The 14,638-nt window shown below is 70.9% G+C and carries 11 protein-coding genes; 6 read left to right on the top strand and 5 right to left on the bottom strand.

All coding sequences use genetic code 11. The features are described from left to right. Positions 1 to 127 precede the first annotated feature (127 nt). The 4 genes from RV983_RS27095 to RV983_RS27080 are packed head-to-tail and all read left to right on the top strand — an operon-like array spanning position 128 to position 4,117. Positions 128 to 1,057, top strand: a complete 930-nt coding sequence (locus RV983_RS27095) for a branched-chain amino acid ABC transporter permease (RefSeq protein WP_475988333.1) — start codon at positions 128 to 130, stop codon at positions 1,055 to 1,057. Further along, positions 1,054 to 2,424 (top strand): branched-chain amino acid ABC transporter permease, encoded by a 1,371-nt coding sequence (locus tag RV983_RS27090; RefSeq protein WP_475988332.1) that lies wholly within the window; start codon positions 1,054 to 1,056, stop codon positions 2,422 to 2,424. The genes RV983_RS27095 and RV983_RS27090 overlap by 4 nt, the downstream gene beginning before the upstream one ends. Next, entirely contained in the window at positions 2,421 to 3,350 is a 930-nt protein-coding gene (locus tag RV983_RS27085; protein WP_475988331.1) for an ABC transporter ATP-binding protein, read from the top strand. Before RV983_RS27090 ends, RV983_RS27085 begins: the two co-directional genes overlap by 4 nt. Next, on the top strand, positions 3,347 to 4,117 hold the full coding sequence (locus tag RV983_RS27080; RefSeq protein ID WP_475988330.1) for an ABC transporter ATP-binding protein: 771 nt from the start codon (positions 3,347 to 3,349) through the stop codon (positions 4,115 to 4,117). Before RV983_RS27085 ends, RV983_RS27080 begins: the two co-directional genes overlap by 4 nt. A gap of 63 nt (positions 4,118 to 4,180) precedes the next feature. Here RV983_RS27080 and RV983_RS27075 read toward each other — a convergent pair whose 3' ends face one another. Then, positions 4,181 to 4,666, bottom strand: a complete 486-nt coding sequence (locus tag RV983_RS27075; protein WP_475988329.1) for a PaaI family thioesterase — start codon at positions 4,664 to 4,666, stop codon at positions 4,181 to 4,183. Between the two features lie 56 nt (positions 4,667 to 4,722). Further along, complete coding sequence (locus tag RV983_RS27070) at positions 4,723 to 7,035, bottom strand: FdhF/YdeP family oxidoreductase (RefSeq protein WP_475988328.1); 2,313 nt, start codon at positions 7,033 to 7,035, stop codon at positions 4,723 to 4,725. 67 nt (positions 7,036 to 7,102) lie between these two features. Between RV983_RS27070 and polA the strand changes: the two genes are divergently transcribed. Next, entirely contained in the window at positions 7,103 to 9,835 is a 2,733-nt protein-coding gene (gene polA / locus RV983_RS27065) for a DNA polymerase I (RefSeq protein WP_475988327.1), read from the top strand. Here the strand turns inward: polA and RV983_RS27060 are convergent. After that, entirely contained in the window at positions 9,766 to 10,683 is a 918-nt protein-coding gene (locus RV983_RS27060; protein WP_475988326.1) for a DUF4184 family protein, read from the bottom strand. The two genes, polA and RV983_RS27060, sit on opposite strands and share 70 nt — an antisense overlap. Positions 10,684 to 10,872: 189 nt before the next feature. Here RV983_RS27060 and RV983_RS27055 point away from each other — a divergent pair, with 189 nt between their 5' ends. Next, on the top strand, positions 10,873 to 12,093 hold the full coding sequence (locus RV983_RS27055; protein ID WP_475988325.1) for a lytic transglycosylase domain-containing protein: 1,221 nt from the start codon (positions 10,873 to 10,875) through the stop codon (positions 12,091 to 12,093). A gap of 132 nt (positions 12,094 to 12,225) precedes the next feature. Here RV983_RS27055 and pyk read toward each other — a convergent pair whose 3' ends face one another. Together pyk and RV983_RS27045 are read right to left on the bottom strand one after the other, a co-directional pair. Continuing rightward, positions 12,226 to 13,665 (bottom strand): pyruvate kinase, encoded by a 1,440-nt coding sequence (pyk, locus tag RV983_RS27050; protein ID WP_475988324.1) that lies wholly within the window; start codon positions 13,663 to 13,665, stop codon positions 12,226 to 12,228. A gap of 196 nt (positions 13,666 to 13,861) precedes the next feature. Beyond that, a complete protein-coding gene (locus tag RV983_RS27045; protein WP_475988323.1) occupies positions 13,862 to 14,569 on the bottom strand; it encodes an SIMPL domain-containing protein in 708 nt (235 codons plus the stop codon). Positions 14,570 to 14,638: the final 69 nt, after the last annotated feature.

Here is a 14,638-nt window from a genome sequence, read left to right as displayed (position 1 = left end):
CCCGGCTTCCGGCACCTGAGGTGGGGGGCGTGGGACGCGGCTCCGGCCGTCGCCCCGCGCCCCCCATCGCCGTGTCGGACGCGATTTCGCCGCCCTTCACCGGCTTCAGCAAGGACTCCCACGCACGATGAATCTCTTCCACAACTTCTGGGATTACTTCATCCCAGGGCTGACGACGGGTTCTATGTACGCCGTCATCGCCATCGGGTACACGTTGGTCTACGGTGTGCTCCAGCTCATCAACTTCGCCCACAGCGAGGTCTTCATGATGGGCGGCTTCGGTTCGCTCGTCGTGCTTTCCGGGCTCGCTCCCCAGGACCCGCACGGTTTCACCTCAGTGGTCTGGGTGATCGTCGGCATGATCGCCGGCGCCCTGATCGGCGCGCTGACGGCGTTCGGCCTGGAGAAGGCCGCCTACAAGCCGCTGCGCAAGCGCAATGCGCCGAAGCTGGTCTTCCTGATCAGCGCCATTGGCGCATCGTTTTTCCTGTACAACCTGGCGGGCAAGCTGTGGGGCCGCAACCCCGTGCCGATGCCGGAGCTGTACACCAATGGTGAGGTCTTCAGCGTCTTCGGCACCCCGGTGAAGATCACTCAGCTGATCATCATCGGCTCCGCGGTGGCGATGATGATCGGCCTGGACCTGGTGGTCAACCGCACGAAAATGGGCGCCGGTATCCGTGCCGTCGCGCAGGACGCGGAGACGGCCGGTCTGATGGGCGTCGACATCGACAAGATCATCTCACGTACTTTCATCATCGGCGGTCTGCTCGGCGGCGCGGCCGGGTTCCTGTACGGCTTCGGCATCTCGGGCCAGGTCTGGTTCACGGTGGGCTTCCTGCCGGGTATCAAGGCGTTCGCGGCGGCAGTGCTGGGCGGTATCGGCAACATCCGCGGCGCGATGCTGGGCGGTCTCCTGCTGGGCATCGTCGAGAACCTGAGCTCGCCGGTCTTCGGTACCGAGTGGGTCGACGTGACCGCGTTTGTGGTCCTGATCCTCGTCCTGATGTTCCGCCCCTCGGGCATCATGGGCGAGCGGCTGGGGAGGTCGGCATGAGCAACACGACCGCTACCAAGTCCTTCACGGTGGACGTGGCGAAGCTGCGCCGCCGTGCGTGGTATCAGGAACCGCGCTGGGTACGGCTGTTCGGCATGCTGGTGCTGGGGTTCGTCCTCGCGCTGATGACGGGCGAGGACGGCAACCCGGCGGACAAACTGTCCGCGTTCACCACCACGTTCGCGTCGGTGCGGCTGTGGGTCTGTCTGGCGATCCTGGCCGCCGTCTGGGCCATCGCGGAGTTCGGTTCGCCGGCCCGCGAGGCGGCCCGCAGGGCGACGGCGCGCGTCACGGTGGTGACGGCCCCGGCGAAGCAGGCCTACGCGTCCAACCGCTGGCTGAAACTGGCCTCGTTGGCGGTCCTGCTGGTCGTGGCGATCGTGGTTCCGGCCAACGCCAGCGTGGAGTGGCAAGAGATCCTGGTCAGCCAGATGGGCATCTACATGATCATCGCGGTCGGCCTGAACGTGGTGGTCGGCTGGGCCGGTCTGCTGGACCTGGGTTTCATCGCTTTCTACGCGATCGGCGCGTACTCGTGCGCCTACTGGACCGGCCACATGCCGGTGAAGCCGCCGTTCACGCTGAGCTCCCTGGAGTCGATCCCGTTCGCGATCGCCACCTGCCTGATCGCGGGTGTGCTGCTGGGCGGCCCGACGCTGCGGCTGCGCGGTGACTACCTGGCGATCGTGACCCTGGGCTTCCACGAGATCGTGTATCTGGTCGCGAAGAACTCCGACGGGTTCACCGGCGGTACGCGCGGTGCCTTCGGCATCCCGAGCCCCGAGATCCACATCGGCCCGATCAACTATGTGTGGCACACCTTCGACCCGCTGCCGTACTGGTACCTGCTCCTGTTCTTCCTGGCGGTCCTGGTCTTCCTGTACACCCGCCTGGAGCACTCGCGCGTCGGCCGCACCTGGACGGCGATCCGCGAGGACGAGGTGGCGGCGGCGGCGACCGGCATCAACACGGTCCGGTACAAGCTGCTGGCGTTCGCGATCGGCGCGTCGACCTCGGGCCTGGCGGGTGTCGTCTACGCCAGCAAGGTCGGCTTCATCAACCCGGAGAACTTCACCATTGTGTGGTCGGTCCTCGCGCTGGCCTACGTGGTGTTCGGCGGCATGGGCTCGATCGCGGGCGTGCTCTTCGGCGCGGCGCTGCTGGTGTGGCTGCCGAACGCGCTCAAGGACTACGTGCCCCCGGCGGACCGCTTCATCTACCTGGGCGGGCTGCTCGTCATCATGATGATCTTCCGTCCGCAGGGCGTGATCCCCTCCCGCCGCAGGCAGCGCGAGCTGCACATGGCGGAGGCGGGCATCGGTGACGCCGACGCCATGAGCGAGCCGACGGGAGGCGTGCAGAAATGAGCGCAGTGACGGAAGCGGGCGTGCAGCCCGCGCAGACCGGTGACACGGTGCTGGAGGCCCGCGGTGTGACGCTGCGGTTCGGTGGTCTCACCAGCCTCTCCGAGGTGAACCTGACGATGCGCCGCGGGGAGATCCTCGCGGTGATCGGCCCGAACGGTGCGGGCAAGACCTCGCTGTTCAACTCCCTGACGGGCGTGTACGTCCCGCAGGAGGGCACGATCGCCTACCACCAGGAGGGCGGCACGGAGCGCAAACTGCTCGGTGCGAAGCCGTACCTGGTGAACCGGTACGGCGTGGCCCGTACCTACCAGAACATCCGGCTGTTCAGCGCGCTGACGGCGCTGGAGAACGTCAAGATCGCGGCGGAGTCGCGGCAGAAGTCGGGAGCGATCTCGATCATGCTGGGCATGCCGTGGGCGCGCCGTGACGAGAAGGCCAGCGACCTGCGGTCCCAGGAGCTGCTGTCGTACGTGGGTCTGGCGGGCAAGCACAATGAGCTGGCCGCGAGCCTGTCCTACGGCGACCAGCGGCGCCTGGAGATCGCGCGGGCGCTGGCGACCGACCCGAAGGTGCTGCTGCTGGACGAGCCGGCCGCCGGGACGAACCCGACGGAGAAGCTGGAGCTGGAGCAGCTGATCCGCCGGATCAACCAGGACCTGGGCGTCAGTGTGCTGCTGATCGAGCACGACATGAAGCTCGTGATGTCGGTCGCGGACCGTGTCATGGTGCTCAACTTCGGCAAGGTGATCGCCGAGGGGCTGCCCGAGGAGGTACAGCGTGATCCCGCGGTGATCGAGGCGTACCTGGGGTCGGCCGACGAGGAGGCCGTGGAGGCCGTCGCGGAGCTGGTCGAGGCCGACGCTGCTGCCGCGCCCGCGACCCCGGAGGTCCCCGCACCGCGCGAGTCCGAGGAGGAGGGCCGATGACCGAGGCCGCCAACGTCGAGAAGGCGTCGGGAGCTTCCGTCGCCGAGGCCACCCCGGCGATGCTGGAGCTGGTCGATCTGCAGGTGTTCTACGGCGCGATCCAGGCGCTCAAGGGCATCAATGTGACGGTTCGCCAGGGCGAGATCGTGGCGCTGCTCGGTGCCAACGGCGCCGGCAAGACCACCACCTTGCGCACGATTTCCGGTCTGCTCCAACCGCGCCATGGCGAGGTGCGGCTGGGTGGCGCCCGCATCGACGGAGTTCCGTCGCACAAGGTGGTCGAGCTCGGCATCGGGCACTCCCCGGAGGGCCGCCGGGTCTTCCCGGTGATGACCGTGCTGGAGAACCTGGAGATGGGCGCGTACCGCTTCAAGGGCGTGCCCAAGGACGACCTGGACCGGGTGCTGTCGCTTTTCCCGCGTCTTGCGGAGCGGCGTACGCAGATGGCCGGCACGCTGTCCGGCGGTGAGCAGCAGATGCTGGCCATCGGCCGCGCTCTGATGGGGCGGCCGAACCTGCTGCTGCTCGACGAGCCGTCGATGGGTCTGGCGCCGCTGATCGTGCAGCAGATCTTCGAGATCATCAAGGAGATCAACGACCAGGGCACGACCGTGCTGCTGGTGGAGCAGAACGCCGCGCAGGCGCTTCAGCTCGCCGACCGCGGTTACGTCCTGGAGACCGGCGCGGTCGTCATGGAGGACGAGGCGTCGCGTCTGCTGTCCGACCCGCGGGTGCGGGCGGCGTACCTGGGCGAGGGCGCCGCGTAGCGGCGACCGGCCCCCTGGTGCACGAGAACCGCCCCCGGAGTGTTCCGGGGGCGGTTTTCCGTGTCAGGCGGGGGTGCCGCCCGCGGCGGCGGGCGTGGCCGGGCGCAGGGCGCAGGTGAGGCGCGCCGAGCAGACGCGGCGGTTCTGCTCGTCGCTGATCACGATCTCGTAGGTGGCGGAGGACCGGCCCTGGTGGACGGGGGTGGCGACACCGGTGACGACGCCGGAGCGCAGGCCGCGGTGGTGGGTGCAGTTGAGGTCGACGCCGACGGCGACCTTGCCGGGGCCGCCGTGCAGCATGGCGCCGACGGAGCCGATGGTCTCGGCCAGGACGGCGGAGGCGCCGCCGTGCAGCAGGCCGTAGGGCTGGGTGTTGCCCTCCACCGGCATGGTGCCGACGACACGCTCCGCGGAGGCCTCGATGATCTCGATGCCCATACGGTTCCCCAGGCTGCCGGCGGAGAAGAGCGCCACCAGGTCGACGCCGAGATCGGCGTACTGCTCGATGACCTCGGGCGGGAGAAGGCTCGTGGAGGTCTGCTCGGACATGGACGGTGGCTCCGATCGTCGTCGTTCGGTGTACTGGCCCGTTTTCTACCCGACGGTCAGTGCGGGGCGCCGGGCGGGGTGGTCGGCTCCAGCCGGATCACGACCGACTTGGACGCGGGGGTGTTGCTGGTGTCGGCGGTGTGGTCCAGCGGCACCAGGACGTTGGTCTCGGGGTAGTAGGCCGCGGCGCAGCCGCGGGGCGTCGGGTAGTGCACGACGCGGAAGCCCTCGGCGCGGCGTTCGCTGCCGTCGGTCCATTCGCCGACGAGGTCGGCGTAGGCGCCGTCGGCGAGGCCGTGGGCGGCGGCGTCCTCGGGGTGGACCAGGACCACGCGGCGGCCGCCCTTGATGCCGCGGTAGCGGTCGTCGAGGCCGTAGATGGTGGTGTTGTACTGGTCGTGCGAACGCAGTGTCTGCAGCAGCAGCCGGCCTTCGGGGACGTGCGGGTACTCCAGGGCGTCCGCGGAGAAGTTGGCGCGTCCGGTGGCCGTGGGGAAGCTGCGGGAGTCGCGGGGGGCGTGCGGCAGGGTGAAGCCGCCGGGGCGGCGCACCTTGGCGTTGAAGTCGTCGAAGCCGGGGATCACCCGGGAGATGTGGTCGCGGATGCGGTCGTAGTCGCCTTCGAGGCCCTGCCAGTCGACGCCGGAGTGCGGGAGGACGGCGCGGGCCAGGCGGCAGATGATCGCGGGTTCGGACAGCAGTTGCGGGCTCGCGGGCCGCAGGCCGCCGCGGGAGGCGTGGACCATGCCCATGGAGTCCTCGACGGTGACGAACTGCTCGCCGGCCGCCTGGAGGTCCTTCTCGGTGCGGCCGAGGGTGGGCAGGATCAGGGCGCGGGCGCCGGTGACGACATGGGAGCGGTTGAGTTTGGTGGAGACGTGGACGGTGAGGCGGGCGCGGCGCATGGCCGCTTCCGTGACGTCCGTGTCGGGTGAGGCGGCGACGAAGTTGCCGCCCATGGCGAAGAAGACCTTGGCCCGCCCGTCGCGCAGTGCGCGGATGGAGTCGACGGTGTCCAGGCCGTGCTCGCGGGGCGGGGCGAAGCCGAACTCCTTCTCCAGGGCGTCCAGGAAGGCGGGGGCGGGCTTCTCGTAGATGCCCATGGTGCGGTCGCCCTGGACGTTGCTGTGGCCGCGCACGGGGCACACGCCGGCGCCGGGGCGGCCGATGTTGCCGCGCAGGAGGAGGAAGTTGACGACCTCCTTGATGGTGGGCACGGAGTGCTTGTGCTGGGTCAGGCCCATGGCCCAGCAGACGATGACGCTCTTGGCGTTGAGCACCATGGCGAGCAGTTCGTCGATGTCGGACTGCGGCAGGCCGGTGGCGCGGGCGACCTCGGCGGCGTCGGTGGCACGGGCGGCCCGCGCGAACTCCTCGAAGGCGTGGGTGTGCTCGTCGATGAAGGCGCGGTCCAGGACGGTGCCGGGCCTGTCGCCGGCGTCCTCGGCTTCCAGCAGGGCCTTGTTCAGGGCGCGGAACAGCGCCTGGTCGCCGCCGAGGCGGATCTGCAGGAAGAGGTCGGCCAGCGCGGTGCCGCCGCCGGCCAGTCCCTTGGGCGTCTGCGGGTTCTTGAAGCGCTGCAGTCCGGCTTCGGGCAGCGGGTTGACCGTGACGATGCGGGTGCCGCCGGCCTTCGCCTTCTCCAGGGCGGAGAGCATGCGGGGGTGGTTGGTGCCGGGGTTCTGTCCGGCGACGATGATCAGGTCGGCGCGGTAGAGGTCCTCCAGCAGGACGCTGCCCTTGCCGATGCCTATGGTCTCCCCCAGGGCGGAGCCCGAGGACTCGTGGCACATGTTGGAGCAGTCGGGCAGGTTGTTGGTGCCGAACTCGCGGGCGAAGAGCTGGTACAGGAAGGCGGCTTCGTTGCTGGTGCGGCCTGAGGTGTAGAAGAGGGCCTCGTCGGGGCCGCCCAGGGCGGTCAGCTCGTCGGCGACGATCTCGAAGGCCCGCTCCCAGGGGACGGGCTCGTAGTGGTCGGCGCCGTCGGGCAGGTACATGGGCTGGGTCAGCCGGCCCTGCTGGCCGAGCCAGTAGCCGCTGCGGCCGGAGAGGTCGCCGACCGAGTGCTCGGCGAAGAAGTCCGGGGTGACCCGGCGCAAGGTGGCCTCTTCCGCGACGGCCTTGGCGCCGTTCTCGCAGAACTCCGCGGTGTGCCGTTGCCCGGGCTCGGGCCAGGCGCAGCCGGGACAGTCGAACCCGTCCTTCTGGTTGACCTTGAGGAGGGTGAGAGCGGTACGCCTCATGCCCATCTGCTGCTGCGCGATCCGCAGCGAACGGCCGACGGCCGGGAGCCCGGCAGCGGCGTGCTGCGGGGCGCTGACCTCGGGTGCGTCTTGAACGGGGTCGCCTGCGGGTGCTTTGCCTGCCATGGTTCCGATCCTGCCACGACAAGGCGGAGGACCGGCAGTGTCGGTCGGGCGTGGGAGGATCGGTTGCGTGGCAGCAAAGGCAGAGAAGACGAGCGCAGCGACCGGCACCGGACCCCAGGAGAGCGGGCGGCCCCGGCTGCTCCTGCTGGACGGGCATTCGCTGGCGTACCGGGCGTTCTACGCGCTGCCGGTGGAGAACTTCAACACGACCACCGGTCAGCCGACGAACGCGGTGTACGGCTTCGCCTCGATGCTGGCCAACACGCTCCGTGACGAGCGGCCGACGCATCTCGCGGTGGCTTTCGACGTCTCGCGGCACACCTGGCGGCTGGAGGAGTTCCCCGAGTACAAGGCCACCCGGTCCGCCACACCGGACGAGTTCCGCAGCCAGGTCGAGCTGATCGGCGAGCTGCTGGACTCGATGAGCGTGCGGCGTTTCGCCCTGGAGGGCTTCGAGGCGGACGACGTGATCGCCACGCTCGCCACCCAGGCGGAGGCGCTGGGTTACGAGGTGCTGATCGTCACCGGCGACCGGGACTCCTTCCAGCTGGTCTCGGACCACGTCACGGTCCTCTACCCGACCAAGGGCGTCTCGGAGCTGACGCGTTTCACCCCGGCGAAGGTGGAGGAGAAGTACGGCCTCACCCCGGCGCAGTACCCGGACTTCGCGGCGCTGCGCGGCGACCCGTCGGACAACCTGCCGGGCATCCCCGGTGTGGGCGAGAAGACCGCCGCCAAGTGGATCACCCAGTTCGGTTCGTTCGCGGAACTGGCGGAGCGCGCGGGCGAGGTGAAGGGCAAGGCCGGTGAGAACCTGCGGGCCCACCTGGAGTCGGTGAAGCTCAACCGGCGGCTGACCGAGCTGGTCCGGGATGTGACGCTGCCCTGCGGCCCGGAGGGTCTGGAGCGCCTGCCGTACGACCGCGAGGGCCTCAACGTGGTGCTGGACGCACTGGAGTTCCGTCACCCGAACTTCCGGGAGCGGCTGTTCGCGGCCGATCCCGGGGCGCAGGAGGAGGAGCAGGAGATCGCCGGCGGTGTCGCCGTGGACGGCCGGGTGCTGGGCACGGGCGAGCTGGCGGGCTGGCTGGCGGAGCACGGCGGCGGGCCGCTGGGCGTCGCCACGGTCGACGCCTGGGCGCTGGGCGCGGGCAGCGTCTCGGAGGTCGCGCTGGCGGCCGCGGCCGGGCAGGCCGCCTGGTTCGACCCGTCCGCCCTGGACGAGGAGGACGAGCGGGCGTTCGCTGCGTGGCTGGCCGACCCTCAGCGGCCGAAGGTGGTGCACGACGCGAAGGGCCTGACGCGGGTCTTCGCCGAGCACGGCTGGAGCGTGGAGGGCATCGCGATGTGCACGGCGCTGGCCGCGTACCTGGTGAAGCCCGGCCGCCGCTCGTTCGCGCTGGACACGCTCTCGGTGGAGTACCTGGGCCGTGAGCTGTCCCCGGCCGGCGGCGAGGACGGCCAGTTGGCCTTCGGTGCCGACGACGAGGCCGAGGCGGACGCGCTGATGGTGCAGGCGCGCGCCGTGCTGGACCTGGGCGAGGCGTTCACGGGCCGGCTGGAGCAGGACGGCGCGCTGCGCCTGCTGAGGGAGGTCGAGTTGCCGACCTCCGCGCTGCTGGCGCGCATGGAGCGGGCGGGTATCGCCGCGGACCGCGAGCATCTGGAGCGCCTGGAGCAGCGGTTCGCGGGCGAGGTGCAACTGGCGGTGAAGGAGGCGCACGCCGCGGTCGGCCACGAGTTCAACCTCGGCTCGCCCAAGCAGTTGCAGGAGGTGCTGTTCGGCGAGCTCGGGCTGCCCAAGACGAAGAAGACCAAGACGGGTTGGACCACCGACGCGGACGCTCTGGCCTGGCTGGCCGCGCAGACCGAGCACGAGTTGCCGGTCATCATGCTGCGCCACCGCGAGCAGGCCAAGCTGCGCGTGACGGTGGAGGGCCTGATCAAGACGGTGGCGCCCGACGGGCGGATCCACACCACGTTCAGCCAGACGGTGGCGGCGACCGGCCGGCTGTCGTCGACCGACCCCAATCTGCAGAACGTTCCGGTGCGCACGGACGAGGGCCGGGCGATCCGCCGCGGCTTCGTGGTGGGCGAGGGCTACGAGTCGCTGCTGACCGCCGACTACAGCCAGATCGAGCTGCGGGTGATGGCCCATCTGTCGGAGGACGAGGGGCTGATCGCGGCGTTCGACTCGGGCGAGGACCTGCACACCACCGTCGGCTCCTATGTCTTCTCGGTGCCCGCGGAGCAGGTGGACGCCGAGATGCGGCGGAAGATCAAGGCGATGTCGTACGGGCTGGCGTACGGGCTGTCGGCGTTCGGTCTGTCGGGGCAGCTGAGCATCGAGGCGGCGGAGGCGCGCGGTCTGATGGACACCTACTTCGAGCGGTTCGGCGGGGTGCGGGACTATCTCCAGCGCGTGGTGGAGGAGGCCCGGGTGACGGGTTACACCGAGACGCTGATGGGCCGCCGGCGTTATCTGCCGGACCTGAACAGCGACAACCGGCAGCGCCGCGAGATGGCCGAGCGCATGGCGCTGAACGCGCCGATCCAGGGCTCGGCAGCCGACATCGTCAAGATCGCGATGCTGAAGGTCGCCTCGGCGCTGACCGCGGAGGGGCTGCGGTCGCGGATGCTGCTCCAGGTGCACGACGAAATCGTGCTGGAGGTGGCTCCGGGCGAGCGGGCCGCCGTGGAGGAGCTCGTGCGCCGCGAGATGGCCGCCGCCTATCCCCTGCGGGCCCCGCTGGATGTCTCGGTGGGCGTCGGTACGGACTGGGAGTCCGCGGCCCACTGAGCCGTCCCGCCCCCGGTGCGGTGCGCCAGACGCACCGCACCGGCGTAGGCCGTGGCGGCCAGGGCCAGGCCGGCGCCGGCGCCGAAGAGCCCGGACGGGATGATCCCGAAGGCGTCACCGGTGGCCCGGTACCACTGCCCGGCGCGCACGGCGGCCGCGGCGACCGTGGTGGTCCCGATCGCGGCCAAAACGATGCCGCGGACCCGCCGGGAGAGCCGCGGCAGCCCTTGACGCCGGTTTTCGGCCCGCTCCGGCGCTCCCGCGGGCCGCGGCTGCGGTCCCGGCACGGCGTGCAGCGCGCGGACCGCGTACCCGGCCAGCACCACCAGCGCCACGGCGGAGCTGCCGTACTGCGCGTACTTGTGCAGCGGTGTGCCGTGCACCTGCTGGTTCAGCACCGGCAGCAGGCGGACGCCCCAGCGGTCGTGGTGGGTGAACGCGTCCCAGACGACGTGGGTCACGGCCCCGGCCGCGGCCGAGACCCAGAAGGCGGCGGCGGAACGCACGGTGGGCCGGCGCCGGTCACCGCATCCCGTGAGCACCGCGACGCGGTCCCGCGACCGTTCGGGCAGGAGTGCCACGACCGGTTCGCGCAGCAGCAGCCAGCCACCGGCCAGCGCCGCCGCGATGAGCGGGTCCGCGGTGACCAGGCCCGGCGGCGCGTGGGTGAACGTGCCGTAGCCGTACACACCGGAGACCAGCGAGTCGGCGAAGTAGGGGACGTCCGGGGCGAAGGAGCCCGCGATCAGAGCCGCGGCGACCAGCGGGCCACGGCCGCGCGGGGTGCCGTCGCGGTCCTGCCGCAGGCCGGGGAGCACCGCCAGGGCGTGGCTGATCGTGAACGGCATGCGACCTCCTTCCGAAACATGTCTGTCAGATCAGTATGCGGCGCTTTGGACGGTAGCTCCGTTCAGGAAGTTGCCGTAGGGTCACCAGGGTTGTCGCGCAGGGAGACGCGCAACTCGGTTTCGGGAGGGGCAGCCCATATGCGAGCGCGGTACGGACGGCGAATCCGCAGGGGAGTCGCAGGCACAGCGGTGGCCGCCGCGGCCATGGCGGCGCTGACGGGCTCCCAGTCCGCGGCGTTCCCGCAGATCATCAACACCAGCTCGGGTGCCCCTGTCACGCCCCCGCCGGGCGACCCCATCGACGGTGGCTCGCCGGACTACTTCACCGCGCTCCCGCCGCTCAACACGCCCGCGCCCGGCACGTCCACGCTGCCCGGCACCGGTACCGGCGCAGGCACGGGCAACGTGGCCACCGACGGCTCGGGGCTGCCGGCGACGGTGCTGGAGGCGTACCGCCGGGCCGAGGTGGCGCTCGCCGCCAGCGACCCGGGCTGCAACATGCGCTGGGAACTGCTGGCCGCGATCGGCCAGGTGGAGTCCAACCAGGCGCGCGGCGGCAACGTGGACTCCGAGGGCACCACGATCTCCCCGATCCTCGGTCCGGTCCTGAACGGTGCGGGCTTCGCGAACATCACCGACACCGACCACGGCACGTGGGACGGGGACAGCGTCCACGACCGCGCGGTCGGCCCGATGCAGTTCATCCCGCAGACCTGGCAGACCTGGGGCGCCGACGGCAACGGCGACGGGGTGGCCAACCCGAACAACATATTTGACGCGGCACTGGCCGCCGGCCGATACCTGTGCGCGGGCAACCGTGACATGTCGGTGGAGAGCAACCTCCACCAGGCCATCCTCGGGTACAACCACTCCGAGGAGTACCTGAACACCGTGCTGGCCTGGTACGCCCACTTCCGCAAGAGCGGCGTCGTCTCGCTCCCGGACATCGGGGGCGCCGGCAGCGACACGCCGGAGACCGTGCCGACAGCCACCCCGCAGCCCTTCCCCTCCTGGTCGCCGTCTCCGTCGGCCTGGCCGACCGGACCGGCCTCGCCCCGGCCCACCAAGTCGCCGCGGCCCACGTCGTCGTCCAGCGGCACGATCGGCACCCCGACGCCCACCGGCGGCACCTCGCCGACCGGTCCGGCCTCGCCCACCGGCGATCCGACCACCGGCGATCCGACCACCGGTGGCCCCACCACGGATCCGACGGACACGCCGACGGACCCCACGTCGCCGACCTGTCCGAGCGGCTCCGCGTCGCCCACGGACGGCGCGACTCCCACGCCCACGGACACCTCGTCGCCGACCGGTTCGCCGGACCCCTGCGCGACGGAGACGCCCGGCGGATCGCCTTCCCCCTCCTCCACGGAGACCGAGGGCGCCACCGCCTCCGGCCAGGCCGGCTGACCGGCAAGGCCCGTCAGACCTGACGGACAGTGCGTCAGGCGGGGAACCGGCTCCCGCTGGTTCCCCGCCTGACGCGCTGTCTTCCGCGGGACGTCGCGCCACCGGCTGCCGCACGCGGCCGGCAGCCCGCCGTCAGCGGCCCGAAGGCGAGTCGTCCTCGCCGATGTGGTGCACCCGCACGAGGTTGGTGGAGCCCGGCACGCCGGGGGGCGAGCCGGCCGTGATGACCACGGTGTCGCCCTTCTGGCAGCGGCCGATCCGCAGCAGTTGCTCGTCGACCTGCTGGATCATCTCGTCGGTCGTCTGCACCACCGGCCCGATGAAGGTCTCCACCCCCCAGGTGAGGCTGAGCTGCGAGCGGGTCGCCGGCTCGGGGGTGAAGGCCAGGACGGGGATCGGCGAGCGGTAGCGGGACAGCCGGCGGACGGTGTCGCCGGACTGGGTGAACGCCACCAGGTACTTGGCGTCCAGGAAGTCCCCGATCTCGGCCGCCGCGCGGGCGACGGCACCGCCCTGGGTACGCGGCTTGTTCTGCTCGGTCAGCGGCGGCAGGCCGCCCGCGAGCATGTCCTCCTCGGCGGAGGCGACGATCCGGCTCATGGTCTTCACCGTCTCGACGGGGTGCTTGCCGACACTGGTCTCGCCGGACAGCATCACCGCGTCCGCGCCGTCCATGACCGCGTTCGCGACGTCGGAGGCCTCGGCGCGGGTGGGCCGGGAGGACTCGATCATCGACTCCAGCATCTGGGTCGCCACGATCACCGGCTTGGCGTTGCGCCGGGCGAGGCTCACCGCGCGCTTCTGGACCAGGGGGACGGCCTCCAGCGGCATCTCGACGCCGAGGTCGCCGCGGGCAACCATGATGCCATCGAAGGCGGCGACGATCTCCTCCAGATTCTCCACCGCCTGAGGCTTCTCGATCTTGGCGATGACGGGGACCCGGCGGTCCTCCTCGCGCATGATCCGCAGCACTTCCTCGGCGTCCCGCCCGCTGCGCACGAAGGAGAGCGCGATGATGTCGACCCCGGTGCGCAGCGCCCAGCGCAGGTCGGTCACGTCCTTCTCTGACAGGGCCGGCACGGACACGGCGACGCCGGGGAGGTTCAGCCCCTTGTGGTCGGAGATCAGGCCGCCCTCGATGCACATGGTGCGGACGTGGGGGCCGTCGACCTCAGTGACCTCGAGGGTGACCCGGCCGTCGTCGACGAGGATGCGCTCACCGCGCGTGACGTCGCCGGCGAGACCCGCGTACGTCGTGCCGCACATCAGCCGGTCTCCCTGGACCTCCTCGGTGGTGATCGTGAACTCGTCACCACGTTCAAGGAGTACGGGTCCTTCGGCGAAACGTCCCAGGCGGATCTTCGGGCCTTGAAGGTCCGCGAGGATCCCGACGCTGCGGCCGTTCTCGTCGGAGGCCTTGCGCACGCGCTGGTACCGCTCTTCGTGATCGGCGAGGCAGCCATGGCTCATGTTCAGGCGGGCGACGTCCATCCCGGCCTCGACCAGAGCCTTGATCTGGTCGTAGCCGTCGGTGGCGGGCCCGAGGGTGCAGACGATTTTTGCTCGGCGCATGGGGGGAGCCTATGACCTACTTCACAGTAGAGAGCCCGCGCAAGGCGACTGTCCAACGTCGCCGTGATTAACGCTTGCCGACAACCGATGAACAGACGTACGCGGCATTCGGGGTGATGTCGCCGTGAACAGCGCACATGGCGACAATGGCCGCGTCGCCCCCGCGTCCAACGCCCCCCGGGGCCGGATCCCGCGGCTAGGCCGACAGGTCCGGGGCCGTCATCGTGAAGTGCGCCGTGACCTGGGCGTACACGCTCTGTTGCGCCGGCTCCATGTCGAGGGCCTGGGCCATGTCCTCCGCGCCGCCCGGCGCGGCGGCGAAGGCGGCGGCCCGCATCGCCGGGCGGCCCGGGAAGGGGAGCGTCTGCTGCATGCCCTCGTCGGCCAGTTCGACCAGGGCGAGCAGCCGCGCGCCGAGCGCCTCGGCGTACTCGCGGGCGCGCTGCACGGCGTCGCGCACGGCCAGCTGCCGGGCCGCGCGGTAGGCCGGGGAGTCCGGGCGCAGGGACCACCAGGGGCCGTCGACGCGGGTGAGGTCGAGGTCGGCCAGGCGGGTGGTGAGTTCGCCCAGGGCGGTGAAGTCGGTGAGGGTGACGCCGATGCGAACACTGCCGTGGTAGGCCCGGATCCGCTCCCCGCGGCGGCGCTCGCGCAGCTCCGGGGTGATCACGAAGGCGCCGGTCTCCAGCTTGTCGACCGCCTCGCCGTAGCCCTTGGCCAGTTCCAGCACCTGGGCGTTGCGCGCGCCGAGGCCGTCCAGGGTGCCGCGGCGGTCCGTGCCGCGGGCGCTGACGGTGACGGCGATCCGGGCGAGTTCGGGCTCGACCTCGAGGGTCGCCTCGCCCCGGACGCCCACGTGCGGGACCTCGGGGGTCGGGTACGTCCTGGCCGCTTCGTTCGTCATGCGTCCCACTGTCTCAGGGCGTGGCCTCGCTGACGAGTCATCTGATCGCAACGTCGCGGGGGTGTTGCG

This window comes from Streptomyces sp. RLA123, from assembly GCF_056270165.1.
This window is presented reverse-complemented; position numbering and strand designations above follow the sequence as displayed.

Excerpts from the sequence above, each read along its gene's own strand:
- RV983_RS27095 (WP_475988333.1), top strand. The coding sequence starts at position 128 with ATGAATCTCTTCCACAACTTCTGGGATTACTTCATCCCAGGGCTGACG.
- RV983_RS27090 (WP_475988332.1), top strand. The coding sequence starts at position 1,054 with ATGAGCAACACGACCGCTACCAAGTCCTTCACGGTGGACGTGGCGAAG.
- RV983_RS27085 (WP_475988331.1), top strand. The coding sequence starts at position 2,421 with ATGAGCGCAGTGACGGAAGCGGGCGTGCAGCCCGCGCAGACCGGTGAC.
- RV983_RS27080 (WP_475988330.1), top strand. The coding sequence starts at position 3,347 with ATGACCGAGGCCGCCAACGTCGAGAAGGCGTCGGGAGCTTCCGTCGCC.
- RV983_RS27075 (WP_475988329.1), bottom strand. The coding sequence starts at position 4,666 with ATGTCCGAGCAGACCTCCACGAGCCTTCTCCCGCCCGAGGTCATCGAG.
- RV983_RS27070 (WP_475988328.1), bottom strand. The coding sequence starts at position 7,035 with ATGGCAGGCAAAGCACCCGCAGGCGACCCCGTTCAAGACGCACCCGAG.
- RV983_RS27060 (WP_475988326.1), bottom strand. The coding sequence starts at position 10,683 with ATGCCGTTCACGATCAGCCACGCCCTGGCGGTGCTCCCCGGCCTGCGG.
- pyk (WP_475988324.1), bottom strand. The coding sequence starts at position 13,665 with ATGCGCCGAGCAAAAATCGTCTGCACCCTCGGGCCCGCCACCGACGGC.
- RV983_RS27045 (WP_475988323.1), bottom strand. The coding sequence starts at position 14,569 with ATGACGAACGAAGCGGCCAGGACGTACCCGACCCCCGAGGTCCCGCAC.